Genomic DNA, 26,702 nt, shown 5'->3' on the forward strand with positions numbered 1-26,702 from the left:
CATAGTGGCTGTATGTCCATTGCTCAGGGTGAGGTGAGGACATGTCCATTTTTCGCCGTCGACACCGGGGGCATGTCCAGTCCTCGGCGGGGCAGGGCTGAAGCGACTAGGCTGAAGCGACGCCGAAAACAGCGGACCAGCGCCGCCGAACATAAGGACGAGATCCATGGGATTCACCGAAATCTTTGTCTCCACCCACGATGAAGCCCTCAAGCGCGCGGCCGCCCTCGACGGCGGGGATGCCGCCGGGGAGGGGTCCGTCCGGATCCCGGACATCAGTGACTTCGAAGTCGAACGGCTGGGTGACCTGGCCGGGACCGCCGTCCACGCCGCCGGTGCCGACTACGGGCTCGCGATGGTGGACGTGGCGAGCGACTCCCTGCTCGGCGTCCCGCCGGCTATGCTCCGGGCCCTCGCCGATCTCCTCAGCTACGAGACCGAAGGTGAAGGCGACGTCCTGGCGGACGTGGCTGAAAGCTGGGCCGCCGAGGAGGACATGCCCTTCGGTGTGGACCAGGCCGCCCGCTACGTCCGGCAGCTCGCCGAACTTGCTGCCGGCGTCGATCCCGCCACCAAGTCCGGGCTGTATGTTTGGACGTCCTGACAGGCCGTTAGGCGGCAAAATGGAGAGGCTGCGGGTGTCAAGTCGAAATCCCCGCGCTGATCTGGCACAATGGACGGGTACTTGATCTGCGTGGCCCCTCTCTCCGCGTCCGGATCTTGTCCTTTTAGAGCCCCCTAGTATGGCCCGCCCCACGGGTGCAGAACGCCGGGATCGACCCCGTTTTAGAAACAGGAGTGACCACTAAAGTGGCCGTAAAAATTCGCCTTAAGCGCTTCGGCAAGATGCGCGCACCGTACTACCGCATTGTCGTCATGGACGCACGCTCCAAGCGTGACGGCCGTGCCATCGAAGAGATCGGCAAGTACCACCCGACCGAAGAGCCCTCGTACATCGAGGTCGACGCGGACCGTGCCCAGTACTGGCTCGGCGTCGGCGCACAGCCGTCCGAGCAGGTTGCCGCGATCCTCAAGATCACGGGTGACTGGCAGAAGTTCAAGGGTCTCCCGGGCCAGGAGGGCACCTTGAAGACCAAGGCTCCCAAGCCTGCCTTTGTTACCCCGGAAAAGGGTTCCGTGATCATCCCGGAAGCCATCACCAAGAAGGCCAAGAAGGACGACGCAGCCGAGGCCCCCGCCGACGCCGCAGCAGAGACCACCGAGGCTGAGTAACTTGCTGGCAGAAGCGCTCGAACACCTGGTCCGCGGGATCGTTGACAGCCCTGAGGATGTCAAGGTCAGTGCGAAGAACAACCGCCGCGGGGACACCCTCGAGGTGCGCGTTCATGAGGACGACCTCGGACGGGTGATCGGACGCCAGGGCCGCACCGCACGCGCATTGCGCACTGTGGTGGCAGCGCTGGCGGACGGCGAGCCGGTCAGGGTCGACGTCGTCGACACCGACCGCCGCCGGTAACGCTTCCAGCACCACTTGTCTTGAGCCCGGCCCCTTCACCAGATAATGGTGGAGGGGCCGGACTGTTTTCCCCGTACATCCAGCCGGCAACAGGCCGGCACGGAATCACCAACCCCGAACAGAGGAACAGATGCAGCTTCAGGTGGCACGAATCGGCAAGCCCCACGGCATCCGCGGCGAAGTAACCGTCCAGGTGCTCACCGACGCACCCGGGGACCGCTTCGTCCCGGGCACCCGGTTCGTGGTGGAACCCGCCTCAGCCGGACCGCTCACCATCATCAGCGCCCGCTGGAACAAGGACATCCTGTTGCTCGCCTTCGAGGAGATCGAGACCCGCAACGAAGCGGAAACCGTCCGCGGCGCGAAGCTGTTTGTGGAAACCGAAGACCTCGACGACGATGACGACGACGAGGGCTGGTACGAGCACGAACTCGTTGGCCTTGACGTCCGCGTCGGTGACACGGTGGTGGGCAAAGTCTCCGGCCTGAACACCCTCCCGGTCCAGGACCTGATCGTGGTCACCGCGAACGACGGCACCGAAGTCCTGATCCCTTTCGTGGAGCAGATTGTCCCCGAGGTCAACGTCGGAGAAGGCTTCATCCTCGTGACCCCGCCGCCGGGACTCTTTGAGGTCAACGCCGACGACGACGCCGGGTCCGCTGACACGGCGAAGTCCGCCGGAGCCGCGAAGTCAACAGGCGTCGCGAAGTCTGCGGACGGCAGCACGGCCGAAGAAGGCGCCGGCACCGGGAACAACGCCTAAATGCGGATCGACGTCGTCAGCATCTTCCCGGACTATCTGGCACCCCTGGCGCTCTCGCTGATCGGTAAGGCCCGTCAGGACGGGCTGCTGGAGCTGAACGTCCACGACCTCCGGGACTTCACCACGGACCGGCACCGGAGCGTGGATGACACCCCGTACGGCGGCGGCGCCGGCATGGTCATGAAGCCCGAGCCCTGGGCCCAGGCCCTGGCCGCAGTGGCCGCTGCCCGGCCGCCCGCGGCCGGGCCCAACGCGGCGGCCAAACCGGTCCTCATTGTGCCGTCGCCGGCGGGGGAGCGGTTCACCCAGGCCACGGCCCATGAACTCGCCGGGGAGGACCGGCTGGTCTTCGCCTGCGGACGTTACGAGGGCATCGACGAACGGGTGCTGGAATGGGCCGCCGGCCACTTCACCGTGCGGCCCGTGAGCCTGGGGGACTACGTCCTCAACGGCGGCGAAGTGGCCGTGCTGGCCATGGTGGAGGCCATCGGCCGGCTGCTGCCCGGCGTCGTCGGCAATCCCGAATCCCTCGTGGAGGAATCCCATGCGGACGGGCTGCTGGAGTACCCCGTCTACACCAAACCCTCCAGCTGGCGGGACCGCGACGTTCCGGCCGTGCTCCTGAGCGGCAACCATGGCAAGATCGCGCAGTGGCGCCGCCACGAGCAGTACCGGCGCACCGCCGAGCGCCGTCCGGACCTGCTCGCGGAGTTCGACGCCGGCACGCTGCCCCGCGCGGACCGCACGGCCTTCGCGGACCTCGGGTACGACGTCGTCGACGGCCGGCTCAGGCGCCGCCCGGAGGTTGACGGGGAATCCGCCTGACCCGGATTGGCTGGAAGGCCGCGGATGTGGCAAAATTAGTGCTTGTGCCTGCTGGGTTGCGAACCTGCCACAGGGGGAGCGTCACCAACAGCCCGGCACCCCGGCGCCGTCAATTCCTGACGGGAGCCGGATCGACAAATTTTCGGCGGGAATCTCCGGCTGCTTCAGGCGCCCGGGTTTGGTCGCCGTGACCCAAAGTGAAGGACCTGTGGCGTTCACCAGGAGTGAATCAATGCATATCCTCGATTCCGTAGATGCAGCCTCGCTGCGCACCGATGTTCCGGTCTTCCGCGCGGGTGACACCCTCAAGGTGCACGTGAACATCATCGAAGGCAAGAACTCCCGTGTCCAGGTCTTCCAGGGCTTCGTCCTGGGACGCCACGGCGACGGCCTCCGCGAGACCTTCACCATCCGCAAGGTTTCCTTCGGTGTCGGCGTGGAGCGTACCTTCCCGGTGCACTCCCCGATCATCGACAAGATCGAGCTGGTCTCCAAGGGCGACGTGCGCCGCGCCAAGCTGTACTACATGCGTGATCTGCGCGGCAAGGCTGCGAAGATCAAGGAAAAGCGCGACTTCCAGCCCAAAAAGTAAGTCCCTTCCGGACTTCCTCCGCGGGTCCACGGAGCGTAGCCGGTTCGTTGCCGGAGCCTCCGCCACAGCGCCATTTAGTTCAGAACAGCGCTAGGGATACGGATCATGGAACAGACAAAGCGCCAGCCCAGGAAACTCGGCTGGCGTTTTGTGTTGCTGGCAGTTGTGCTGGCCGTACTCATCGGCGGAGTGGTCCGTTCCCTGTGGCTGGACGTCTACTTCATCCCCTCCGCTTCGATGGAACCGCTCTTCCGGGACGGAGACAGGATCCTCGTTTCCCGCACCGACTACCAGGCCGGGCCGGTGCGCCGCGGCGACATCGTCGTGTTTGACGGCCGGGGTTCCTTCGCCCCGCTGAACAGCGGCAGGGGGCCCGTCCCGGATACCCTGGCCGGCCTGGGACACTGGCTCGGGCTGGCCGGCGGCGAGGACACCTACGTCAAACGGGTTATCGGGCTCCCCGGCGACCACGTTCTGTGTTGTGACGCCGGCGGACGGCTCACAGTCAACGGCCGGCAGGTGGCGGAACCGTACCTGTACGGGGGAGACACCCCCAGCGACCTGAAGTTCAGTGTGATCGTGCCGGCCGGACGCCTCTGGCTGATGGGTGACCACCGTTCCATGTCGGCCGATTCCCGCAGCCTTCTGGGCGCCCCTGGCGGCGGCATGGTTCCGCTGGACCGGGTTATCGGCCGTCCGGTACAGATCATCTGGCCGCTTGATAGATTTACAGCAGTGCCGCGGCCCTCCGCGGCCGCCGCTCCAACGATGAACAAGAACGGACAGTAGATGCCCGAGACCGGACCCCGGACTCCCGATCCGCGGGGGCAGGACCAGCCCCGGGCTAACTCCTCGGCGATCCCCACCACGGAACACCCGGGGGTAGCTGACTACCCGGCCGAGAGGGAGCCCTCGCCCGGCGGGCCGGCGCATGCCGGCGCGTCCTCGGGACGCGCGAGGAGGGCGAAGGCCCGGGAACGGCACAGCCCGTTCTTCCTCTGGATGAAGGAAATCGCCACCGTGGTGATTGTCGCCATCGTATTGTCCTTCCTTATCAAGACGTTTCTGTTCCGGGCGTTCTACATCCCGTCCGAATCAATGGTCAACACCCTGGACGTGAACGACCGCATCTTCGTGAACCTCCTGGTCCCGGAACCCTTCGCGCTGGAGCACGGGGACGTCGTCGTTTTCCGTGACACGCAGGGCTGGCTGGTGCCCGCCGCCGAGAAGCCGGTGGGGCCGTTCACCTGGGTGCAGAACGGGCTGACGTTCGTCGGCCTGCTGCCGGACAACTCGGAGCAGCACCTCGTCAAGCGCGTCATCGGGCTGCCCGGCGACCGTGTGGCCTGCTGCGACGGCGGTGGCCAGCTCACGGTCAATGGCGAACCGCTGTCCGAGAAGTACATCAACCCCGCCGAAGTACCCCAGGTACGCGACTTCGACGTCGTCGTACCCGTCGGCAAGGTCTGGGTGATGGGGGACAACCGGAACCACTCCGCCGATTCCCGCGCCCACATGGAGAGCAATGGCGGTTTCGTGGATATCGCCGATATCGAAGGCAAGGCCGCCGTCATCGCCTGGCCGCTGAACCGCATCACCTCGCTGGACAACTACCCGGACGTCTTCCGCGGCGTGCCCGTCCCGGCCGGCAAGTAATGGCTTGCGCCTAGTGGCCGGCGCGACGTCCGCAGCACCTACCCTCGACTACGAGCGCCGTTTCCGCGGCGGCGCCCGGCTCCTCGCCGGCGTCGACGAGGTGGGGCGCGGTGCCCTGGCCGGTCCGGTCAGCGTGGGGATCGCCGTCGTGGACCTGGCTCGGCAGGAACTCCTCGCGGATGTGCGGGACAGCAAGCTGCTCAAGGTGGCGGACCGGGAACGGCTGGTGCCGCTGGTCCGGAGCTGGAGTGTCGCCTCCGCTGTTGGGCATGCCTCGGCCAACGAAATCGATGCACTGGGGATTGTGGGGGCGCTGCGGCTGGCCGGAACCCGTGCCTGGCTTTCCGTCCTTGCCGCCGGGGTGACCCCGGACGTGGTGCTGCTGGACGGCAGCCACAACTGGCTCTCGCCCCAGGCCCAGCCGTCGCTGTTCCACGACGGACCGTCGGAGGCGGGCTGCGACGCCCCGGTGCACACGCTCGTTAAGGCGGACATGCAGTGCCTGAGTGTCGCCGCGGCGTCCGTGCTGGCGAAGGTGGAACGCGACGCGCTGATGCGCGGGCTGCACAGCGAATACCCGGCCTTCGGCTGGGACGACAACAAAGGCTACGGCACCGCGGCGCACAAGGAAGCGCTCCGCGCCGCCGGGCCCACGCCGTACCACCGGGTCAGCTGGCAGTTGCTTTAGGTCTCGCCGTGGTCCCTGCCCGGTCCGGCTTGGCCTGGCAGGGCAGCGGGCCCGTGTGGACAGGGGGTGGCGCGGGGGCCGCGCCGGATGGTGCAAGATGGAACCATGAGTGCCGAGGACCTTGAAAACTATGAGACCGACATGGAGCTCCAGCTCTACCGCGAATACCGGGACGTTGTCGGGCTGTTCAGCTACGTGGTCGAGACCGAGCGGCGTTTTTACCTGGCCAACCATGTTGACCTGCAGGCCCGCAGCGCCGACGGCGAGGTGTACTTCGACCTGACGCTGCAGGACGCCTGGGTCTGGGACGTCTACCGTTCCGCCCGGTTCGTCAAGAGCGTCCGCGTCATCACCTTCAAAGACGTCAACGTCGAAGAGCTCCCGCGCAGCGAGGAGCTGTCTGTGCCCAAGGTCGAGGACCTGGGCAACTGATTCTTGCTGGTAGCCGGGGAAAGACTGCCCACTCTTCCTCCACACCACCAACCCTGAGTTGGCTTTCCACATAGCGTCCTGATCCTCTGGTCAGCCCTCCTGCGGTCCCGCAGGCTGGTGCCATGAGAGCTAAGGACGTGCTGGGCCGGCGCGGGGAGGAACTCGCAGCCGGCTACCTTGAAGCCCAGGGCATGCGGATCGTGGACCGGAACTGGCGCTGCCGGGAGGGCGAAATAGATATCGTCGCGCTCGACGGCGACGCGCTGGTCATCGCCGAGGTGAAGACCCGGAAATCCCTCGACTTCGGACACCCCTTCGAGGCTGTCGGCGTCGACAAACTTGCCAGGCTCCACCGTCTGGCTTCCGCCTGGTGCCGCGACCACGATTTACGGATGCCGCTCCGGCGGGTTGACGTGATTGCCGTGCTCGACGACGGCATCGGCGAGCCCTTTGTCGAACACCTCAAAGGGGTGGGATAAGTGGCGCTGGGCCGGACATACTCCGTTGCCCTCGTCGGCCTCAACGGCTACATCGTCGAAGTCGAGGCGGACATAGGCCAGACCCTCCCGGCATTCATCATCCTGGGCCTGCCGGACGCCTCGCTCAACGAGGCCAAGGAACGGATCCGCTCCGCCGCCCAGAACTCCGGCATTCCACTGAGCCGCCGCAAGATCACGGCCAACCTCATACCCGCATCGCTGCCCAAACGTGGCTCAGGCTTTGACCTCGCCATCGCCATGGCTGCGCTGCTGGCCTCTAACGATGTCCGATCCACCGGGCGCACGGTCTTCATCGCGGAACTGGGTCTGGACGGCAGGCTCCGCCCGGTCCGCGGCATTCTCCCCGCAGTCATGGCCGCGGTCCGGGCAGGCTTCCCCGACGTGGTGGTGGCGCAGGCCAACACCGCCGAGGCCGGGCTGGTGCCCGGCGCACGGGTGCAGGGCTACAGCACCCTCGCCCGTCTGGCCTTCGACTTCGGCGCCGATCCGCAGGAGCTGGCCCTCGACTTCGATCCCGAGCCCGGACCCGAGGACACCGGAGAGCAGGCCGTTACCCTCAGCCCGCCGGATATGTGTGATGTCTCCGGCCAGGCCGATGCCCGGCGGGCCCTGGAAGTAGCCGCAGCCGGCGCCCACCATATCCTGCTGACGGGGCCGCCGGGAGCGGGTAAAACGATGCTGGCGGAGCGGCTGCCGGGGCTCCTGCCCGATCTCGGCGATACCGAGGCCATGGAGGTGACCGCGATCCACTCGCTCTGTGCACTGACGTCGGCCTCCGTGCAGCTGCTGCGCCGGCCACCTTACGAGAACCCGCACCACACGGCCACCTCCGCGGCCATCATCGGCGGCGGATCCGGGTTGCCACGTCCGGGGGCCGCTTCCCGGGCCCACCGCGGCGTGCTCTTCCTGGATGAGGCTCCCGAGTACGAACGCCGGGTCCTCGACGCACTGCGGCAACCGCTGGAGAGCGGCGAGCTGGTTATCCACCGGTCAGCCGGCACTGCGGCCTACCCGGCCAGGTTCCAGCTGGTCCTCGCGGCCAACCCCTGTCCCTGCGGCAAGGCATCGGGAAAGGGCATCGACTGCATCTGCACTCCGACCATGCGGCGCCGCTATTTGGCCCGCTTGTCCGGACCTCTGCTGGACAGGGTCGATATCCAGCTGCACGTGGAGCGCGTGTCGCTCGCCGACTTCGGGCAGTCCGGCGTCGAGGAGGACACTGTCACCATCGCCGGACGGGTCAAGTCCGCACGCGAGCGCCAGCTCGGGCGGCTCCTTCCGTTCGGCATGGAGACGAATTCCCAGGTGCCCGGGAGACTGCTGCGAGGTGCCTTGCGGCTCGATGCCCGCACGACGCGGATCCTGGATCTCGCAATGGAACGCGGGGTACTCACGGCCCGCGGCTACGACCGGGTACTGCGCCTGGCCTGGACGCTTTCGGACCTGGCCAGGCGGGACACGCCCGATGCCGACGACGTCGGCCAGGCGCTCAACCTCCGGCAGGCGTCCGCGGCCGCCTAGCAGGTGTCGTGGCCTACCATCCCCGAAAAACTGCGCCGAGCGAACGCCTAGCGGACGATCAGCCCAAGAAAGGACACATTATGACCGAGACCGAAAGGACCGCGCGGGCGGCACTATCCCGGCTCTTCGAGCCGCAGGACAGTGCGGGCCTGGCGCTGGTGCAGATCGCCGGGGCGGAGGATGCGCTGAGAATTGCCACCGGTCAGCTGGCCGCCGGGCCGGAACTGGAACGCGAAATGTCGCGCCTGCTGGAGGACAACACCTCCGGCGGCGGCTGGACGGGCCTGGGGACTGCGCAGAAACGCTGGGCCCCGCGGGTGCCGGATCTGGCGCCAGGACGGGACTTGGCCACCCTGCAACGGCTCGGCGGGCGCATGATCATCCCCTCGGATGAGCTGTGGCCCCGGCAGCTGGCGGATCTTGGCCTGCAGGAACCCCTGTGCCTGTGGTGGCGCGGCCTTGAGCAGGAGCTGCCTCCTGCCGCCAGGTCCATTGCCCTGGTCGGCTCCCGCGACAGCACCTCCTACGGCTCCGCCGTGACCGGTGATCTCGCCTACTCGCTGGCTCAGCGCGGCTTCACCATCGTCTCCGGCGGCGCCTACGGAATCGATGCGCATGCGCATCGGGCTGCCCTGGCCGGCGGCAACGGCGGCGTGCCCACGATCGCTGTGATGGCAGGGGGAGTGGACCGGTTCTATCCCTCCGGCAACGAGGACCTGCTGCGGGCGGTCGCGAACCAGGGAGCCGTACTCGCGGAGGTTCCACCCGGCTCTGCCCCGACGCGGTACAGGTTCCTGCAGCGCAACAGGCTCATCGCCGCGCTGGCGTCCGTCACGGTGGTCGTGGAGGCCCGGTGGCGCTCGGGTGCGCTCAACACGGCCCACCACGCCGAAACTCTGGGCCGGGCCGTCGGTGCCGTGCCGGGGTCGGTCCACAGCGCCAACTCCGCAGGCTGCCATCGCCTGCTCCGCGACGGCGGAGCGGTCTGTGTCACCGATGCGGGGGAGATCGCCGAGCTCGCCTCCCCAAGCGGGGAATCGCTGCCTGAGGCCAGGACCGGTCGCGTGGAAGTCCATGACGGCCTGACGCTGGAAGACCTCATTTTGCTGGATGCCCTTCCGCTGCGGAGCACCAGCCCCGTCGAGAAGCTCACTGCCGTGGCAGGCCTGAGCGCTGACTCGGTCAGGGCCGGCCTTGGTCGGCTCGGATTACTGGGCCTCGCAGAGTCCCACCGCGGCGCCTGGAAGAGGTCCGGTAAAGCCGACTGAGGTCCGGCCGCGGGACCATGGCTGCCGGCAGACCCGCGGCTCGCCGTCGGGCTCCTTGATTGCCGGGCGATTGCTGCGAGAGTAGGGGCGTGTCTACCCAGAAGATCCCGGCCGCGCTGGCCACCGCCACCGAGCGCTTTGGCCGCTACCTCGAGGCGGAACGCGGGCGCTCAGCCCATACCGTGCGCGCCTACCTTTCTGATGTCGGCAGCCTGCTGGCCCATGCGGCGTCAGAGGGTGTTGAAGATCTCGCCGGGCTGGAGCTCGGCACCTTGCGGCGCTGGCTCGGCTCCCAGAGTGAAGCGGGCATGTCCCGGGCCACCCTGTCCCGCCGCTCCGCCACAGCCCGGGCCTTCACGGCCTGGGCCGTCCGTGAGGAACTCATCGACGCTGACCCCGCCCTGCGGCTGAAGGCGCCGAAGCGGGAGAAGACCCTGCCCGGAGTCCTGCACCAGGCACAGATCCGGCGGCTCGTCGAGGACACGGACTCCGCCGCGGCGGGGGGCGGGCCCCTGCCCCTGCGTGACCGGGCCATGGTCGAGGTCCTCTACGCCACCGGCATCCGGGTCGGCGAACTGGCCGGCCTGGACGTTGACGACCTCGACCCCGACCGCCGGACCCTGCGCGTTCTCGGCAAGGGCAATAAGGAACGGACCGTGCCCTACGGGCTCCCAGCCGCGCTCGCCGTCGACGACTGGCTCCGCCGCGGCCGGCCCGCCCTCGCCACGGACGGCTCCGGCCCCGCACTGTTCCTCGGGGCCCGCGGGAAACGCGTGGACCAGCGGCAGGTCCGCAGCGTCGTTCACGACCTCCTTGAAGCCCTCGGGGATACCGCCGCCACCGGCCCGCACGCGCTGCGGCACTCCGCCGCCACGCACTTGCTCGACGGCGGTGCGGACCTCCGCGCAGTGCAGGAAATCCTGGGCCACAGCAGCCTGGCCACCACCCAGATCTACACGCATGTTTCCGTCGAGCGGCTCCGCCAGAGCTACCAGCAGGCCCATCCGCGGGCCTGAAAGCAGGGATTCACGCCGCGCCCGCTGTCCGGAACGGGCCACAATTTGAGCCCGCCCGGCGCGCCGGGAAAGACGCGCCGAATTGCACTGGCGTAATTAGGTGGCGTACGGCAGAATGGGACTCACGCCCGGCAACTTTCAAGTGTTGCTTGAAGCTCTTGAGCATCAGGTCCCACCCAGGAACCGGGCAGTAACTTAATAGTCTGGCAAGGACCACCCGCATCACCACGGACCCGCGCAACAGACAGACATCCAGGCAAGAGGTCGTTGGGGAAGACGTACCTACAGCTATGGAGGATGGAATGTCTGTTGCACTGACCCGCGGTGTGTTGTTCGTTCACTCGGCCCCGACTGCCCTGTGCCCCCACGTTGAGTGGGCCATAGGCTCTGTCGTGGACAAGCGGACGTACCTTGAGTGGACTGCTCAGCCAGCTGCGCCCGGAATGTTCCGGGCCGAGCTGTCGTGGACCGGAAATCCGGGCACGGGGGCTCAATTGGCGTCCGCGCTCCGCGGCTGGGCGCATTTGCGCTATGAAGTCACGGAAGAGCCCAGCCAGGGCGTTGATGGCGGCCGCTGGTCCCACACGCCGGAGCTTGGCATCTTCCACGCCGTCACGGACGTGCACGGCAACATCATGGTCTCCGAGGACCGCATACGCTACGCCTACGAATCCGGCGCCGGCGACCCGTCCGCGGTGTACCACGAGCTCTCGCTTGCCCTCGGCGAAGCCTGGGACGAGGAACTCGAGCCCTTCCGGCACGCCGCGGAAGGCGCCCCGGTGCGCTGGCTCCACCAGGTCGGCTAAGCGCCGGGACCAAGGCTCGCCCCCACAACACTCCATAGCTACGCCAAACGCCAGATGGCGGCAATGTCCACGGAACATTGCCGCCATCTGGCGTCTCGGCGAGGAGCGCGCCGGCAAAGGCGCGCCCCAAGGAAAACTAGTTGCTGCGCACGGCGATGACGGCGTTGTGGCCGCCGAAGCCGAAGGAGTTGCTCAGTGCCACGATGCTGCCGGAAGGCAGGTCGCGGGCCTTGGTGACGACGTCGAGCGGGATCTCCGGATCCTGGTTCTCCAGGTTGATGGTCACCGGCGCCTTGCGCTCGTACACGGCCAGCACGGTCAGCACGGCTTCCACCGCACCGGAGGCGCCCAGCAGGTGCCCCATCTGCGACTTGGTGGCCGAGACCGCCACGTCGTCCACGTGCTTGCCCAGGGCGGCCTTGAGGGCCGCGTACTCGGGCTTGTCACCCACCGGGGTCGAGGTGGCGTGCGCGTTGACGTGCACCACGTCGTCGGCCTGGATGCGGCCGTCGAACATGGCAGCCTTCAGCGCGCGGGTGGCTCCCAGCCCCTGCGGGTCCGGGGCGGTGATGTGGTAGGCGTCGGCGGTGACCGAGGTGCCGGCCAGTTCGGCGTAGATCCGGGCGCCGCGTGCCAGCGCATGTTCCTCGGCTTCGAGGACGAGGGCGCCGGCCCCTTCACCCATAACGAAGCCGTCGCGGTCACGGTCGTAAGGCCTGGACGCATGCTCGGGATCGTCATTCCGGCGCGAGAGCGCCTGCATCGCGGCGAACGCGGCGATCGGCATCGGGTGGATGGCGGCTTCCGCGCCGCCGCAGACGACGACGTCGGCCTTGCCGGAGCGGATCAGGTCCAGGCCCACGTGGACCGCCTCGGTGCCGGAGGCGCAGGCGGAGACGGGGGTGTGGGCGCCCGCGCGGGCGCCCAGGTCAAGGCTGACCGCCGCTGCCGGGCCGTTGGGCATCAGCATCGGGACGGTCATGGGCAGGACCCGGCGGGGGCCCTTCTCGCGCAGGGTGTCCCACGCGTCCAGGAGGGTCCAGACGCCGCCGATGCCGGTGGCGAACGCCACGGCCAGCCGGTCGTGGTCGACGTCGGTGATGCCGGAGTCGGCCCAGGCCTCGCGGGAGGCGACGACGGCGAACTGCGTGGACGGGTCCATGCGCTTGGCTTCGACCCGGCTCAGGACGTCGGTGGCCGGAGTGGAAGCACGCGCGGCAAAGTGGACGGGCAGCTCGTACTTGGCCACCCAGTCGTCTTCAATGGTGTGCGCGCCGGAGACGCCCTTGAGCGCGTTTTTCCACATCGTGGGGACATCGCCGCCAATGGGTGTGGTGGCACCCAGACCGGTAATGACTACTTTGCGTGTCATGGGATCACTCTCTGTCGGTGCGCCCGCCGTATCGAAAACCTGGGAAGGCGGCCGGGGCTTGCGTTCGGAAAACTATGGGGTCTTGTATGTGCGGTTCCTGCAAACGGCGCGGTCCGGGGTGCAGCTGCGCCCCGGACCGGCCCGGGCCGAGACTAGGCCTGTGCGCTGGCGATGAAGCTGACGGCGTCGCCGACGGTCTTGAGGTTCTTGACCTCTTCGTCCGGAATGCGCACGCCAAACTTCTCTTCTGCGTTGACCACGATCGTCATCATCGAGATGGAGTCGATGTCCAGGTCCTCGGTGAAGGACTTGTCCAGCTCGACGGCTTCGGCGGCGAGGCCGGTCTCTTCGTTGACGATTTCGGCCAGACCGGCCAGGATCTCTTCGTTGCTAGCCATTGATGGCTCCTTTTCTTGTTATGCCCTGGACTGCCGGTGTGCCGGCCGCTTCGGGCGGAAATGATGCAAACCGAGGGTTCGGCTTGGTAAGGGATGTGAAGACGGGAGAGCGGTGGGCGCCTACGGAAGCACGATCACCTGGGCACCGAAAACCAGTCCGGCCCCGAAGCCGATCTGCAGTGCAAGCCCGCCGCTGAGCTGCGGGTTTTCCTGCAGCAGGCGGTGGGTGGCCAGGGGGATGGAAGCGGCGGAGGTGTTGCCGGCGTCGGCGATATCCCGCGCAATGATGACCGACTCCGGGAGTTTAAGCTTCTTGGCCATCTCGTCGATGATGCGCATGTTCGCCTGGTGCGGGATGAAGGCCGCCAGATCGTCGGCGGTGATGCCTGCGACGTCCAGGGCCTGCTGGGCCACCTTGGCCATCTCCCAAACGGCCCAGCGGAACACGGTCTGGCCGTCCTGGCGCAGCGTCGGCCAGACGGCGGGGCCGGTCGCGTCGCCGGTCCCGGCGGCTTCGTCGTCGCCGGGCGCCCCGCCGTGCTTGCCGGTGGTGGCGAGCTCGCGGAGGTCCAGCATGGAGTTGGTCATGCCGATCGCATCCCACTTGCTGCCGTCCGAGCCCCAGACCGACGGGCCGATGCCCGGGGTGTCGGAGGGGCCAATCACGACAGCGCCGGCGCCGTCGCCGAGCAGGAAGGAGATGCTGCGCTCGGTGTTGTCGATGACGTCGGAGAGCTTCTCCGCGCCGACCACCAGGACGTAGCTGGCCGCCCCGGAGCGGACCAGGGAATCGGCCTGGGCGATCCCGTAGCAGTAGCCGGCGCAGGCGGCGGAGATGTCGAAGGCGGGGGCCGGCGTCGCGCCGAGGCGGTCGGCGAGGCTGGCGGCGGCGGACGGCGTTGCATAGGGGTGGGTCACGGTGGAGACGATGACGGCGCCGAGCTGGGACGCCTCGATTCCGGCCTTCTGCAGCGCCTCGAGGGCGGCGCCTTCGGCCATGTCGATGACGCTGACCTCGGCGGGGGCACGGTGCCGGGTGACGATGCCGGTGCGCTGGCGGATCCACTCATCGGAGGAATCGATCCATTGGCACACGTCATCATTTGTGACGATCACGCTGGGCCGGTAGGCGCCGACTGCCATCACACGGGTGTTCTCGTGCAGGGGCAACTGCTTCAAAGTGGGCACGATCATGCCTGTCCTTCCAGTTCTGCGAATAGGGCCAGGGCGGCGGACAGGTCGTCCGGGGTCTTGACGGTAACGGTTTTGACGCCGGGCATGCCGCGCTTGGCCAGGCCGGCCAGCGTTCCGGCCGGGGCCAGCTCGATCAGGCCGGCCACGCCGCGCTTCGCGAGCGTTTCCATGCAGAGATCCCAGCGGACCGGGCGGGACACCTGGGCGATCAGGCTCTCGACGGCGGCGGCACCGTCGGTGACTTCCGCGCCGTCGAAGTTGGAGAGCAGGGGAACCTGCGGCGTGCGGGGGTGCAGCGAGGGCCGGAGGGCCCGCAGTGCCGCGACAGCGGGGGACATGTGTGAGGTATGGAAAGCGCCTGCAACCTTCAGCGGGATCACCCGGGCCTTCGCCGGCGGGTTCTCGGTGAGGGCCTTGAGCTGCTCCAGCGTTCCGGCGGCGACGGTCTGGCCTGCGCCGTTGACGTTCGCCGCGGTGGCGCCGCAGGCTTCAATCGCGGCCATGACCTCGGCCGGGTCCCCGCCCACGACGGCGCTCATGCCGGTGGGGACGGCCGCAGCCGCAGCGGCCATGCTGTTGGCGCGTTCGCGGACGAACGTCATGGCTTCGGTTTCGGTCAGGACGCTGGCCAGGGCCGCGGCCGTGATTTCACCGACGGAGTGGCCGGCGAGGATCACCGGAAGGGTGCCGAGTTCGACGTCGAACAGGGACCTTGCGGCGATCAGCCCGGCGGCGACGATCAGGGGCTGCGCGACGGCCGTGTCCTTGATGGTCTCCTCATCGGAGGTGGTGCCGTGGGCGGTGAGGTCGATACCTGCGATTTCGCTGAGGGAGGCCAGGTGGCCTGCGACGGACGGCAGTTCCAGCCAGGGGGCGAGAAAACCGGGGGTCTGGGAGCCCTGTCCAGGGCAAACGATTGCAAGCACGTATCCAGCTTTCCAAATTACTGCGTGATTATCGGTGTATTCATGCACCAAGCTCACGGGGTCGCTTTGTAGGAAGTCTACAACTGATCAGGCGCTGTTACGGGACGGCTGGCGTTCGGTGGCAGGCTTCGGCGGGGCCGCGAGCCGGCCTACCACCAGGGCTGCCTGAAGGACGAAGGCCTCCCGGGGCAGGAGTGGATCCCACCCGGTCACGTCGCAGACCCGCTTGAGCCGGTAGCGCACGGTGTTCGCGTGGACGAAGAGTTCCCGGGCCGTCGCCTCGAGCGAATGGCCCAGTTCGAGGTAGGTCCCGAGGGTCTCCACGAGTCCGTTGGAGGCCGCCAGCAGGGGCCGGTAGATGTTCTTGACCAGGGAGCGCCGGGCGGCGTCGTCGCCGGCGATCACCCGTTCGGGCAGGAGGTCATCGGCTGCCACCGGGCGCGGCGCGGCGGGCCAGGCACGGGCCGCGGTCAGACCCGCGAAAGCAGACTGGGCGGAACTGCTGGCCTCCAGCAGGGAGCCCGCCTCAGCGCCGTAAACCACCGGTCCCGGGGCGAAGAGTTCGGCCAGCTTGAGGTAGGCGGTCTCCCGGTCATGGACCCCGCCGAGGATCAGTATGAGCCGGTCACCCTGGATGCCGACGAGGGCGTCTTCGGCGAAGCGCCCGGCTGTGCGGCGCAGGTCGCTGACGTAGCTGGCACTCGGTTCTGACGGCGAATTTCCCACCATCACGGTAAAGCGTTCCTGTGCCTTCCAGCCCAGGGCGGCGATCCGGGACCGCAGGGCATCGGTGTTTTCGCCGCGCAGGATGGCGTCCACAATGAGCGCTTCCAGCCGGGTGTCCCAGGATCCGCGGGATTCGGCGGCGCGTGCGTAGACGTCGGCCGCGGCGAAGGCCACCTCGCGGGAATAGCGCAGCACCGCTTCGCGCAGGGCGGACTGGTCCGCCTCCGGCGCGATGATGGGCACCTGGTCCTCGACCACTTCGACCACGATCCGGATGAGCTGGAGGGCTTTCTGCAGGCTGATGGAGCGGGTGAGTTCGGTCGGTGCGGTGCCGAAGACGTCGGAAAGGATCCACGACGGCGAGCTGGGACGCTCGTACCAGCTGACGAAGGCCGCGATGCCGTTCTGGGCCACCATGCCCAGCGCGGAGCGTTCGTCGGAGTTCAGCCGACCGTACCACGGCAGCGACTTTTCCAGCTGGCGCAGCGTCGTGGTGGACAGTTGGCCCACGCTTCCCCGGAGCTTCTTGAGGGTCTCGGTCTTCTCCGGGGACATGGCCTTCGCGGCGGGCTTGCGTTTTGCGGGAGTGGTGATTGGCTCTGCCATGCATCGAGCATACGGTGCCTGCCGTCCAGGTCCCATTTGTGCAAAGGCTACAACGCAGGTTGATGGGGATCACAGCGCGTTAACGCCGACGGCGGCACCCACCCTCCGGTGGGGACCGCCGTCGAACGTCCGCTCTTACACTGTCCGCTCTTGCACTGACGGGCTGTTAGGAGTCGCCGCCCGCGTTGCCGGTGGTGCCGGCATTGACGTTGTGGAGGCGGTACTTCTCGATGGCCTGCGCCGGAGCCTGGGCATCCACTTCGCCGCGGCGGGCCAGCATCTGCAGCGAACGGACCACCACTGAGTGGATGTCGTTTTTGAAGAAGCGGCGTGCCGCTGCGCGGGTGTCGGAGAAGCCGAAGCCGTCAGCCCCGAGCGAGGCGAACTCGTTCGGGAGGAACTGGCGGATCTGGTCCGGGACGGCTTTCATGTAGTCGGTGACGGCCACAATCGGCCCGGTGGCGCCGGCGAGCTGTTCGGTGACGAACGGAACGCGGGCGGGCTGGCCGGGGTTGAGGAAGGCATCCTCCTCGGCGGCCATGGCGTCGCGGCGCAGCTCGGTCCAGGACGTCACGGACCAGACATCCGCGGAGACGCCCCAGTCCTCGGCGAGGACCTTCTGGGCTTCGAGGGCCCAGGGGACGGACACGCCGGAGGCGAGGATCTGCGTGCGGGGGCCGTCGATCTTGGCCGGTGCCAGCAGGTAGATGCCCTTGATGATGCCTTCGACGTCGAGTTCCGCCGGGGCCGGCGGCTGCACGATCGGCTCGTTGTAGACCGTGATGTAGTACATCAGGTTCCGCGAGGGGTCGGTCTCCGCAGGGCCGGGGCCGTACATCCGGTTGAGGCCGTCGCGCATGATGACGCCGATCTCATAGCCGTAGGCAGGGTCGTATGAGACGACGGCCGGGTTGGTGGAGGCCAGGATGGGGGAGTGCCCGTCCGCGTGCTGCAGGCCCTCGCCGGTCAGCGTGGTGCGGCCCGCGGTGGCGCCGATGATGAACCCGCGGGTCATCTGGTCCGCCGCGGCCCAGAAGGAATCCCCGGTGCGCTGGAACCCGAACATCGAGTAGAAGACGTAGACCGGGATCAGCGGTTCGCCGTGGGTGGCATAGGACGTTCCCGCGGCGGTGAAGGCCGCCACGGACCCGGCCTCGTTGATGCCGGCATGAACGATCTGGCCTGAGATGGACTCCTTGTACGCCAGGACCAGTTCGCGGTCCACGGAGAGGTAGTTCTGGCCGTTCGGGTTATAGATCTTCGCGGTCGGGAAGAACGCGTCCATCCCGAAGGTGCGTGCCTCATCCGGGATGATCGGCACAATCCGCTGGCCGAACTCCTTGTCCCGCATGAGGTCCTTTAGCAGGCGGACGAAGGCCATGGTGGTGGCGGCGTGCTGCTTGCCGGAGCCCCGGTTGGCGACTTCGTAGACTTTGTCATCCGGGAGGCTGATCTCGCTGTGCTTGGAGCGGCGCTCGGGGACGAAGCCGCCGAGTTCCTTGCGGCGGCCCATCAGGTACTGGATCTCGGGTGAGTCCATGCCCGGGTGGTAGTACGGCGGCCGGTACAGGTCGGCGTCGAGCTGCTCATCCGTGATCGGGATGCGCAGGTGGTCACGGAAGGCCTTGAGGTCCGCCATGGTGAGCTTCTTCATCTGGTGCGTGGCGTTGCGGCCCTCGAAGTGGGTGCCCAGGCCGTAGCCCTTGACCGTGTGCGCCAGGATGACCGTGGGTTTGCCCTTGAACTCGGTGGCGGCCTTGTACGCGGCGTAGACCTTGTTGTAGTCGTGGCCGCCGCGCTTGAGGTTCCAGATCTCGTCATCAGAGAGGTCCTGGACCATTTCCTTGGTCTGCGGGGTCTGGCCGAAGAAGTGCTCGCGGACGAACGCGCCGGACTCGGCCTTGTACGTCTGGTAGTCGCCGTCGACCGTTTCGTTCATGATCTTGACCAGCGAACCGTCCTCGTCCTTGGCCAGGAGCTTGTCCCACTCCCGGCCCCAGACCACCTTGATGACGTTCCAGCCGGCACCGCGGAAGAAGGCTTCGAGTTCCTGCATGATCTTGCCGTTGCCGCGGACAGGTCCGTCGAGGCGCTGGAGGTTGCAGTTGATGACAAAGTTGAGATTGTCCAGCTTGTCATTGGCGGCCAGCTGGAGCAGGCCGCGGGACTCGGGCTCATCCATTTCGCCGTCACCCAGGAACGCCCAGACCTGCTGGTCACTGGTGTCCTTAATGTTGCGGTTGTGCAGGTACCGGTTGGACTGCGCCTGGTAGATGGCGTTCATCGGGCCGATGCCCATCGAGACCGTGGGGAATTCCCAGAACTCCGGCATCAGGCGCGGGTGCGGATACGAGGAAAGGGCGTGGCCCTCCTTGGACTTTTCCTGCCGGAAACCGTCCAGGTCCTCTTCGCTCAGCCGGCCTTCCATGAACGCGCGGGCGTACATGCCGGGTGAGGCGTGGCCCTGGAAGAAGACCTGGTCTCCGCCGCCGGGGTGGTCCTTGCCGCGGAAGAAATGGTTGAAACCGACCTCGTAAAGGGTCGCGGCACCGGCGTAGGTGGAGATGTGGCCGCCGACGCCGATATCGGCGCGCTGGGCGCGATGCACCATAACGGCAGCGTTCCAGCGAAGCCAGGCGCGGTACTTGCGCTCGATGTCCTCGTCCCCGGGGAACGGTGCTTCCTGGTCCACGGGGATCGTGTTGACGTAGTCCGTGGTGGTGACCATCGGTACGCCCACGCTCTGCGCGCCGGCCCGCTGGAGCAGGCTGCGCATAATGTACTGGGCACGTTCGGTGCCCTGTTCCTGAATCAGGTCATCCAGGGACTCCAGCCATTCGGCGGTCTCTTCCGGATCACGATCAGGCAGCTGGTTAGTCAACCCGCTGAGGATATGGGAGGAATCTCCTGCAGCCACGTCCAACCTCTCTTTGAGCGCATCCCGCGGCGCCCTCAGCTCCAGGCAGGGTAACTGCCCGGCGTGGACGCGACGTGTGCGACATATCGGTTACAACAGCCCGGTCATGTGTGCCGGGCAAGGTCCAATCACAACTATGCCTGCCGGTTTCGGCAGGGCGGCCGCCCTGCCGGGCGTAGTCGTCATCAGCCACTCTAGCCGCGGGAGCTTGAGGATGCGTAGCGGGACGCATGAAGGCACTGTCGTATTTCACGGGCATACTTGTTGTGTGACGAAGAACCGCCCGGCGGTCTTCGGGCCGCCCTGTGTGACGCAGAATATGGCGGATCGCGGTGCCAACAGCTTGAAGCGCAGGCTCAAAGGGTGTTGGCTTGGAGTAATGGAAATCACTAGAGCTATTGAAGACACTATGCATAGGAGCAACACGTGAGCGAGGCCGACGCCGCCACTTCGGTAAATGTGGCGGAAAAACTGGGTTTCAAAACCGGGGATCTGATTCAGGAATTCGGTTATGACGACGACGTCGACTTCGACTTGCGTGATGACATCGAGGACCTCACGGGTTCGGAACTCCTGGATGAGGATGATCACGACGTCGTCGACGCCGCTATTCTCTGGTGGCGGACCGGCGACGGCGATCTGGTTGACACCCTTGTCGACTCGCTGACCACCCTGACCGAGGGCGGTGTGGTCTGGGTGCTGACGCCGAAATCCGGCCGCGTGGGCTACGTTTCTCCGGCGGACATCCAGGATGCCGCGCCCACCGCAGGCCTGCACTACACCACGTCTGCGGGCGTTTCCAAGGACTGGAGCGCTACCCGCCTGGTCACCCGGAAGAACAAGTGACCCCAGCGGGCGCAGCCGCAACAGCGGTGCAGCAGGCGGTCGGCACCGCCACGCCCGCCGTCGGCGAGCCGGCTCCTGACTTCGAACTGGTAAACCAGTACGGCGAGCCCGTGAGGCTCTCTGAGTTCGGGGGCCGCAACGTGGTTCTCGTGTTTTTCCCGTTCGCATTTTCCGGCATCTGCACCGGGGAACTGTGTGAGATCCGGGACAATCTGACGCTTTTCGAGGACTCCGGCGCCACTGTGCTGGGCATCTCGGTGGACAGCAAGTTCGCCCAGCGGGCGTATGCGGAGAAGGAAGGCTACTCCTTCGACCTCCTCGCCGACTTCTGGCCGCACGGCGCGGTCGCCGAGCAGTACGGCGTGTTCGATCCTGAAAGCGGCATGGCCAGGCGGGGGACGTTCATCATCGACGCCGACGGCATCGTGCGCTTCGTGCTGGTGAATCCCCGCGGCCGGGCCCGGGATTTCGCCGAGTACCGCGCCGCCCTGGCGGGACTCGCCGGGAACTGATCCGATGAGGCAGCGGCGCCCGGGGATCGGCATGACTGGCTTCGCCAGTCTTCCCCCGGTCGCGGCCGCCGCGCCTGCCCGTGATGAACTCCGCGTACTGCAGGACATCCACGCCGTGCTGTCCGGCGGGCGCTTTGCCCTCCTCACCGGCGCCGGCCTCAGCACGGACTCCGGCATTCCGGACTACCGCGGCCCCGGTGCCGCACCCCGGGCGCCCATGACGTATCAGGAGTTCATCGGCGAAGCGGACAACCGGCGCCGCTACTGGGCGCGCAACCACATCGGCTGGTCGCATCTGCGCCGGGCGGAGCCCAACGGCGGCCATGCCGCCGCCGCGCGGCTGGAACACCGCGGCCTGCTCACCGGACTCATCACCCAGAACGTCGACCGCCTCCACGAGGACGCCGGCAGCATCAACGTGGTGGATCTGCACGGCCGCTTCGATCAAGTGGTCTGTCTCGGCTGCCACCGCCGCTACAGCAGGACCCTGCTGGCGGGCGTGCTGGAAGAACTCAACCCCGGCTTCCTGGAGCGCGCCCTGGCCACCGGCGCCGTCGAGGCCGCTCCGGACGCCGATGCTACCGTCGAGGACGCCGGGCTGATCGAGAGTTTTGTGGTGGCCCAATGTCCGGCCTGCGGCGGTACCCTCAAACCGGACTTCGTGTACTTCGGCGAGAACGTCCCCAAGGACCGGGTGGAGCGCTCCTATGCCATGGTCGATGACGCGGACGCCCTTCTGGTCGCGGGGTCCTCGCTGACAGTGATGAGCGGCCTGCGCTTTGTCAGGCACGCCGCCAAGCACGGTAAGCCGGTGGTCATCATCAACCGGGGCCAGACCCGCGGGGATGGGCTCGCCTCGATTAAGCTCGACGCCGGCGTCGGCGAATCCCTGAGCTGGCTTGCCGGGGAGCTTCCTTCGCTCTGATCCCGATTGGCGCTCTGCCCGGTATATCCGGTAGAGTTACCGTTCGTTGGTTGACGCGCGGGGGCGCAGAAACAACGGTTTGGGTCTTTAGCTCAGCTGGTAGAGCGCCACGTTTACACCGTGGATGTCATCGGTTCGATCCCGGTAGGACCCACCAAGGAATACCCCGTTGCTGCAGGCCAATTGGCCCGCACGGCGGGGTTTTGCTTTGTTACTCTGGGACGTTGTCACCCTGGGCATAAAACAGTGGCCTCCCACCCCGGAGAGTGGGACGCCACCGTGACCGTGGACTACTTATTGACTGCCACAGCGTCTTCCTTTGACATTTCGCGCATTGCGAATTCCGGGTCGTCTTCGAACGACTTCATGCGAGCAACGTGGAAGATGATGAGCGCGTAGACCGCCTTCGCCGCAATGTCAGCGACGGAGTAGCCGACCTGCTTGAACACCCATGCATCCGAGCCCGCGATGTTGAGTAGCGGAAGCAGATATGCGATCGGGTACACAATCCAACTCGCGAGGAGCAGGAAGCGCAGCCGGCTGAGGGTGCCACGCACCGCGACGGGCTGATTGCCCAGCGACTTGGTGAGCTGCACGAACAGCACGTAAAGGATGTACGCGAACGGGATGGTCGAAAGCAGTCCGAAGAGTCCGCGGATGCCGTTGTCGCCGCTGATCTCGCCCGGGTAGCCGAGGATGATCATGAGCGCGGCAGCGGGGATGAGTTGCATGATGAGCCGTTTCTGGACCGATCGCGCGAGCGCAAGAACTGCAATGAGTTCAAAAAGCAGCAGCGGCACGGTCAGCAGCCAGTCGACGTAGCGGTATCCCTCGTTGAACGATTCGCCGACTGCCTGCGTGTAGTCACCCTTGCCGCCCACGGCGTCAGTCACGAACGACGCCCGGAAGGAGTCGAAGATCCTGAAGTAGTGGTAGGCGGCGATGCCGCAGACGATGATTGCCACCGTGATCGCTTGCCGGTAGCGCGGCAGGATTCGCGGCAATGCGATCAACAGAAACAGCGCCGTGAACAGCTGTGACGCAATGACCAGCGACAGAAAGTTGTAGACGGTATCGTATTGGCCCTGTGTAAGAGAGTCAGTAATCACGGATCCTCCGTAGTTGTGGTGTGCCGAGCGCGGTCTTCGACGAACTCAGGCGGACTTGCAGTATAGTTGACTTAGTGAGTAAGTTACTAGATGATTCATGGAATTCTCAGCGGAAACTGAACTAGACTCTTACAGTCGAGGTAACCGCGCCTCGACCGGGAGGGGCGGTAGGAGTGGAAACGCCACGCACGACGCACGCCCTCGTTGGCTTTCCGCACGCAGCGACCAGATTCGTTCGAGCACTCGAGCGCAACCGCGAGAAGATCGCCACCGACCACGGCCTCTCGCCCAGTGAACTCCGGGCGCTGTTCTGGATTGCCGAGCACGCCAGCGTCACGCCCAAGCAACTCGCGGAACACATGGAGCTCACCACGGGTGCCATCACGGCGATCTCAACCCGGCTGGTGAATCTCGGGTGGCTCGGACGGCTGGCCCATCCCAACGACCGGCGAAGCCTGTACCTCGAGTTGACAGTCGACGGGCACGCGGTGATGGCCGACATTCACACCGAGTTCAACGGGATGATCGCGGCGTCCACCACGGGCCTCACAAAGGCAGAACTGGCAGCGTTCGAAGCGGCCCTCCTGACCGTGGCCGAAGAAGTGGCGCGGCGCACAGGGGGGTAAGGCCGTGGCCGTGCAGGTGCAGGTTGATCCCGCCATACCCGGAGCCGTTCCATCAAAACTGTCGCAGCCCCGCCCTACAGTGACGGGCATGGAACATGTGATGGTGAGGACTGACCCGGACGGCCGGCCCGTGGCGGTGGTCCGCGGCAGCCGCGAATGGACGGTCGGCGCCGAGCCTGTCCGCTGGTTTGAGCGGGTGAGCTGGTGGGAGGCCGAACGCCGGATGCCCAAGGGTCTGAGCCGGGTGGATGTGGAGGTCTGGCAGGTCCAGGCGAGGCTGGGGCGGAACCGGGGCTCGGCCCTGACCACCATGGAACTCATCAGGGACGGCCTGGGCGGCGGCTGGCGGCTACGGGAGGCCGTAGCCGACGCGGCGTAGCCGGGCCCAACCGGAACGGGCAATACCGGCCGGGACTGAATCAGGCAATGGAAAAGCCTTCCACCGCGACTATTGGGGGATGCCGCGGTGGAAGGCTTGTAATGAATATACCGTGAATATTAGGAAATGTGAAACGTTCAGCGGAGTGTTTGCCGCCGCCAATTGGCCTAATCGATGGCTGAATCGGGGCCCCGGCCGGGCCGTCCTAGTAGAAGTGGACCGGGTCCACAAGGTGGGGGAGTTCGCCGTCGTCGAGGAAGGCCCGAAGGTTGCCACAGAAGCGTTCCGCGATGAGGCGGTTTTCCTCCGTGCTGAGAGCTGAGGTGTGCGGGGAAACCATCACCCTGGGGTGGCTCCACAACGGGCTGTCCGCCGGGAGCGGCTCGACGGCGAACACGTCCAGGCAGGCGTAGGACACCTGGCCGTTCTCGAGAGCCTCCAGCAGGGCCTCCTCGTCCACCACGGTGCCGCGGCCAACGTTCACGAACACAGTGCCGGGCTTCATCGCGGCGAAGACCTCGCGGTTGAACAGCATCTCCGTGGACGGCGTCCCGGGCAGGGTGTTCACGACGGCGTCCGCCATCGGGAGCAGCCCGGCCAGGCCGGCATTGTCCGTCACCGCCTCGATCCCGCCGATCGCCTCCACCGTGCGCTTAGTGCCGCTGACCGTCATGCCCAGGGCGCGGGCGATCCGGGCCGTCTCGAGCCCGATCTCGCCGAGCCCGGTGATGACCAGATGCGAGCCGTTGACAAGCCTCGGGGGCGTACGCACCTCCGGCCACACCTTTGCGGCCTGGTCCTGGGCCAGTTCGGCGCTTCGCTTGAAGCCGTTGAGGATGCCCAGCGCGGAGAACTCCGCCAGCGGCAGCGCGTGCACGCCCGCGGAGCTGGTGATCTTGAGACCGGTGAGGGCTCCGGCGTCGAGCCCCGACGCCTTGACCGTGCCGCCGGCCCCGGCTGCCATCGCGTGGATCCACCGCAGGCGCGGATTGCTGCGGGCGATCCTTGCCAGGCCGTCCGGAGTTTCGTTCGGGAAGCCGTAGAGGACGTGCGCCTGGTTCAGCAGCTCCCAGTATCGTTCCTCCTGCTCGGGGCTGCGGCGGAAGGCCGGGTCACCGGCGTGGTCCGCGGGGTAGCGTTCCGGCGGGAGCAGCCCGGGTTCGTAGAGAACCGTCACGGACGGATCTACGGCGCGGATGCGCTCAACGTGCTCGGCTTCGAGGGGGACGGCGATCGCGACGACGGTCTCAACTGGGGTCATGGAACCATCCTAGAGACTGGTGCCGACCTGCCTGGTGTTCGCCGTCCGGCTAGCGGCGCCGGACCGGAACGAAGACCCTCGGCTGGTTCTTCCACTCCGGCTCCATCTCGGTGATGGTCTCCCGCATGATCCGGTCCGACGCTTCACGGGCCGCGGCGGCGTTCCCGGCGGCAATCGCCTCGGCCACGTCCACATGCCATTGCAGGGCTGTTTCACGCGGGTGGTCGGGCATCAGGCCGTGCTCGGTGCGCCCGGTCAGCGTTTCGGCGACCTGACCCACCAAGTTGGCGAACATTTCGTTCCCGGAGCCCGTCAGCAGCAGCGAGTGGAAGTAGATGTCCAGTTCCAGGAAGCGCGCCACGTCCCCGGCCCGGCCGGCGTCGCGCATGGCGTGGGAGATCTCCACCATCTCGCGGCGCAGTTCCTCGGGGGCATTGGCTGCGGCCAGTTCGGCGGCCACGGGCTCGACGGCGGTGCGCAGCTCCGCGAGGGAGCGAAGCTGGGCACCTCGGCCCTCGCCGGCGAGGCGCCAGCGGATCACCTGGGAATCAAAGGGGTTCCAGCGGTTTGCCGGGAGCACCCGGATGCCGACCCGCTTGGTCGTTTCGACCAGGCCGAGGGACTGCAGGACGCGTACTGCCTCGCGGACCACCGAGCGGGAGACTTTGAGTTCGTCTTCGAGGTGCTCGGCCAGCATGACGTGGCCGGCCGGGAGCTGGCCCGCGACGATGCGGGTGCCGAGGTGCTCGACGGCACGGTGGTGGAGGCTGGTGGGCATAGTCGTAAGCATAGTGCGGCGGACATCCAGCGAGCCGCCGTTTCGGACCGGGTCCGGGGCACACCGACGGGGACGGGGCTGATGCGAAGTCGTGGGCGGGTCCGGCAGACGACGGCGCCACACCGCGGTGTGCCGGGTTCCCGGGTTCGGGCAGACGCTCCGGACTCCGGCATGACGCTCCTGCCCAGTTACTTCCACGCGCGCCGGCCGGCACCCGCGGAATCCCGCGGTTCCCGGGGGCCGACATGGGTTCCGGACGCGAGTAACTGGGCTGGAACGTCGGCACCCGAGGACCGGGACCACCGAGTTGATGTGGCCCCGGGGTAGTCGCGGGTTTTGGCCCCACCGCAGGTAGGGTTCCGGCCTGCCGTCCGGCGCGGTGGGGTTTCGTGGGTGCGGGCCGGCGGATCCTTCGGGACATGGTGGCCGACGGAAACGCCAACCTCGCGCCCAAAAGCCAGCCGGAATCTACCCCCTGCCGGCCCACACACCCAGCACTGGCAGGAGGGGAGGGTGCCGGGAATCATAGCCGGGAATCATAGACTGTTTGTGACGGGCCGTATTCCGCAGCGTGGGCGCCGCT

29 protein-coding genes and 1 tRNA gene are annotated in these 26,702 nt (G+C 67.0%); 21 read left to right on the plus strand and 9 right to left on the minus strand.

From position 1 onward, the window contains the following. The first annotated feature begins 166 nt into the window (after positions 1-166). The 15 genes from AC50X6_RS07395 (at position 167) to AC50X6_RS07465 (ending at position 11,544) form a co-directional block, all read left to right on the plus strand. Positions 167-604, plus strand: a complete 438-nt coding sequence (locus tag AC50X6_RS07395; RefSeq protein WP_494965595.1) for a hypothetical protein — start codon at positions 167-169, stop codon at positions 602-604. 206 nt (positions 605-810) lie between these two features. After that, positions 811-1,233 carry a 30S ribosomal protein S16 gene (gene rpsP / locus AC50X6_RS07400; RefSeq protein WP_326965452.1) on the plus strand — a complete coding sequence of 141 codons (423 nt, stop codon included), beginning with the start codon at positions 811-813 and terminating at the stop codon, positions 1,231-1,233. A gap of 1 nt (position 1,234) precedes the next feature. Further along, positions 1,235-1,477: an RNA-binding protein gene (locus AC50X6_RS07405; RefSeq protein WP_326965451.1), complete on the plus strand. Its 243-nt coding sequence runs from the start codon at positions 1,235-1,237 to the stop codon at positions 1,475-1,477. Positions 1,478-1,607: 130 nt separating this feature from the next. Next, on the plus strand, positions 1,608-2,240 hold the full coding sequence (gene rimM, locus AC50X6_RS07410; protein ID WP_494965596.1) for a ribosome maturation factor RimM: 633 nt from the start codon (positions 1,608-1,610) through the stop codon (positions 2,238-2,240). Then, complete coding sequence (trmD, locus tag AC50X6_RS07415) at positions 2,241-3,065, plus strand: tRNA (guanosine(37)-N1)-methyltransferase TrmD (RefSeq protein WP_494965597.1); 825 nt, start codon at positions 2,241-2,243, stop codon at positions 3,063-3,065. It abuts the gene before it with no gap. 232 nt (positions 3,066-3,297) lie between these two features. Further along, complete coding sequence (gene rplS / locus AC50X6_RS07420) at positions 3,298-3,657, plus strand: 50S ribosomal protein L19 (protein ID WP_307462529.1); 360 nt, start codon at positions 3,298-3,300, stop codon at positions 3,655-3,657. A 105-nt stretch (positions 3,658-3,762) separates the two neighbouring features. Continuing rightward, positions 3,763-4,446, plus strand: coding sequence for a signal peptidase I (lepB, locus tag AC50X6_RS07425; protein ID WP_494965598.1), 684 nt, complete (start codon positions 3,763-3,765; stop codon positions 4,444-4,446). Continuing rightward, positions 4,447-5,313 (plus strand): signal peptidase I, encoded by an 867-nt coding sequence (gene lepB / locus AC50X6_RS07430; protein ID WP_494965599.1) that lies wholly within the window; start codon positions 4,447-4,449, stop codon positions 5,311-5,313. It abuts the gene before it with no gap. A 4-nt stretch (positions 5,314-5,317) separates the two neighbouring features. Next, a complete protein-coding gene (rnhB, locus tag AC50X6_RS07435) occupies positions 5,318-6,001 on the plus strand; it encodes a ribonuclease HII (RefSeq protein ID WP_494965600.1) in 684 nt (227 codons plus the stop codon). Positions 6,002-6,106: 105 nt separating this feature from the next. Continuing rightward, positions 6,107-6,433: a DUF2469 domain-containing protein gene (locus AC50X6_RS07440; protein ID WP_326965445.1), complete on the plus strand. Its 327-nt coding sequence runs from the start codon at positions 6,107-6,109 to the stop codon at positions 6,431-6,433. A 122-nt stretch (positions 6,434-6,555) separates the two neighbouring features. After that, positions 6,556-6,912 (plus strand): YraN family protein, encoded by a 357-nt coding sequence (locus AC50X6_RS07445; protein ID WP_494965601.1) that lies wholly within the window; start codon positions 6,556-6,558, stop codon positions 6,910-6,912. Next, positions 6,913-8,454 carry a YifB family Mg chelatase-like AAA ATPase gene (locus tag AC50X6_RS07450; RefSeq protein ID WP_494965602.1) on the plus strand — a complete coding sequence of 514 codons (1,542 nt, stop codon included), beginning with the start codon at positions 6,913-6,915 and terminating at the stop codon, positions 8,452-8,454. Positions 8,455-8,534: 80 nt separating this feature from the next. Beyond that, positions 8,535-9,722, plus strand: coding sequence for a DNA-processing protein DprA (gene dprA, locus AC50X6_RS07455; RefSeq protein ID WP_494965603.1), 1,188 nt, complete (start codon positions 8,535-8,537; stop codon positions 9,720-9,722). An 89-nt stretch (positions 9,723-9,811) separates the two neighbouring features. Beyond that, positions 9,812-10,738 carry a tyrosine recombinase XerC gene (locus AC50X6_RS07460; protein WP_494965604.1) on the plus strand — a complete coding sequence of 309 codons (927 nt, stop codon included), beginning with the start codon at positions 9,812-9,814 and terminating at the stop codon, positions 10,736-10,738. Positions 10,739-11,040: 302 nt separating this feature from the next. After that, positions 11,041-11,544: a DUF3145 domain-containing protein gene (locus AC50X6_RS07465; protein WP_494965605.1), complete on the plus strand. Its 504-nt coding sequence runs from the start codon at positions 11,041-11,043 to the stop codon at positions 11,542-11,544. Between the two features lie 136 nt (positions 11,545-11,680). Here AC50X6_RS07465 and fabF read toward each other — a convergent pair whose 3' ends face one another. The 6 genes from fabF to aceE form a co-directional block, all read right to left on the minus strand. Beyond that, complete coding sequence (gene fabF, locus AC50X6_RS07470; protein ID WP_494965606.1) at positions 11,681-12,916, minus strand: beta-ketoacyl-ACP synthase II; 1,236 nt, start codon at positions 12,914-12,916, stop codon at positions 11,681-11,683. 152 nt (positions 12,917-13,068) lie between these two features. Further along, complete coding sequence (locus tag AC50X6_RS07475; protein WP_326965438.1) at positions 13,069-13,314, minus strand: acyl carrier protein; 246 nt, start codon at positions 13,312-13,314, stop codon at positions 13,069-13,071. 120 nt (positions 13,315-13,434) lie between these two features. Then, positions 13,435-14,508: a beta-ketoacyl-ACP synthase III gene (locus tag AC50X6_RS07480; protein ID WP_494965607.1), complete on the minus strand. Its 1,074-nt coding sequence runs from the start codon at positions 14,506-14,508 to the stop codon at positions 13,435-13,437. Beyond that, complete coding sequence (locus tag AC50X6_RS07485; RefSeq protein WP_494965608.1) at positions 14,505-15,434, minus strand: ACP S-malonyltransferase; 930 nt, start codon at positions 15,432-15,434, stop codon at positions 14,505-14,507. Before AC50X6_RS07485 ends, AC50X6_RS07480 begins: the two co-directional genes overlap by 4 nt. Before the next feature lie 87 nt (positions 15,435-15,521). After that, positions 15,522-16,766 (minus strand): PucR family transcriptional regulator, encoded by a 1,245-nt coding sequence (locus tag AC50X6_RS07490; RefSeq protein ID WP_494965609.1) that lies wholly within the window; start codon positions 16,764-16,766, stop codon positions 15,522-15,524. Between the two features lie 166 nt (positions 16,767-16,932). Continuing rightward, entirely contained in the window at positions 16,933-19,683 is a 2,751-nt protein-coding gene (aceE, locus tag AC50X6_RS07495; RefSeq protein WP_494965610.1) for a pyruvate dehydrogenase (acetyl-transferring), homodimeric type, read from the minus strand. A 426-nt stretch (positions 19,684-20,109) separates the two neighbouring features. Between aceE and AC50X6_RS07500 the strand changes: the two genes are divergently transcribed. The 4 genes from AC50X6_RS07500 (at position 20,110) to AC50X6_RS07515 (ending at position 22,123) form a co-directional block, all read left to right on the plus strand. Next, positions 20,110-20,529, plus strand: coding sequence for a DUF3052 domain-containing protein (locus AC50X6_RS07500; RefSeq protein ID WP_326965433.1), 420 nt, complete (start codon positions 20,110-20,112; stop codon positions 20,527-20,529). After that, a complete protein-coding gene (locus AC50X6_RS07505; RefSeq protein WP_494965611.1) occupies positions 20,526-21,041 on the plus strand; it encodes a peroxiredoxin in 516 nt (171 codons plus the stop codon). Before AC50X6_RS07500 ends, AC50X6_RS07505 begins: the two co-directional genes overlap by 4 nt. A gap of 4 nt (positions 21,042-21,045) precedes the next feature. Beyond that, complete coding sequence (locus AC50X6_RS07510; protein WP_494965612.1) at positions 21,046-21,966, plus strand: NAD-dependent protein deacetylase; 921 nt, start codon at positions 21,046-21,048, stop codon at positions 21,964-21,966. An 81-nt stretch (positions 21,967-22,047) separates the two neighbouring features. Beyond that, positions 22,048-22,123: transfer RNA gene (locus tag AC50X6_RS07515), tRNA-Val, on the plus strand. Positions 22,124-22,256: 133 nt separating this feature from the next. Here the strand turns inward: AC50X6_RS07515 and AC50X6_RS07520 are convergent. After that, positions 22,257-23,075 (minus strand): bacteriorhodopsin-like, encoded by an 819-nt coding sequence (locus tag AC50X6_RS07520; protein ID WP_494965613.1) that lies wholly within the window; start codon positions 23,073-23,075, stop codon positions 22,257-22,259. A 173-nt stretch (positions 23,076-23,248) separates the two neighbouring features. Here AC50X6_RS07520 and AC50X6_RS07525 point away from each other — a divergent pair, with 173 nt between their 5' ends. Continuing rightward, positions 23,249-23,701 carry a MarR family winged helix-turn-helix transcriptional regulator gene (locus AC50X6_RS07525; RefSeq protein ID WP_494965614.1) on the plus strand — a complete coding sequence of 151 codons (453 nt, stop codon included), beginning with the start codon at positions 23,249-23,251 and terminating at the stop codon, positions 23,699-23,701. 100 nt (positions 23,702-23,801) lie between these two features. Next, the gene (locus AC50X6_RS07530) at positions 23,802-24,080 is read left to right on the plus strand and encodes a hypothetical protein (protein ID WP_494965615.1); all 279 of its coding nucleotides are present in this window, start codon (positions 23,802-23,804) and stop codon (positions 24,078-24,080) included. Between the two features lie 205 nt (positions 24,081-24,285). Here the strand turns inward: AC50X6_RS07530 and AC50X6_RS07535 are convergent, their stop codons facing one another. Together AC50X6_RS07535 and AC50X6_RS07540 are read right to left on the minus strand one after the other, a co-directional pair. Further along, entirely contained in the window at positions 24,286-25,341 is a 1,056-nt protein-coding gene (locus AC50X6_RS07535; RefSeq protein WP_494965616.1) for a D-2-hydroxyacid dehydrogenase, read from the minus strand. Positions 25,342-25,390: 49 nt separating this feature from the next. After that, positions 25,391-26,119 carry a FadR/GntR family transcriptional regulator gene (locus tag AC50X6_RS07540; protein WP_494965617.1) on the minus strand — a complete coding sequence of 243 codons (729 nt, stop codon included), beginning with the start codon at positions 26,117-26,119 and terminating at the stop codon, positions 25,391-25,393. Positions 26,120-26,702: the final 583 nt, after the last annotated feature.

The organism is Pseudarthrobacter sp. HLT1-7 (genome assembly GCF_059383435.1).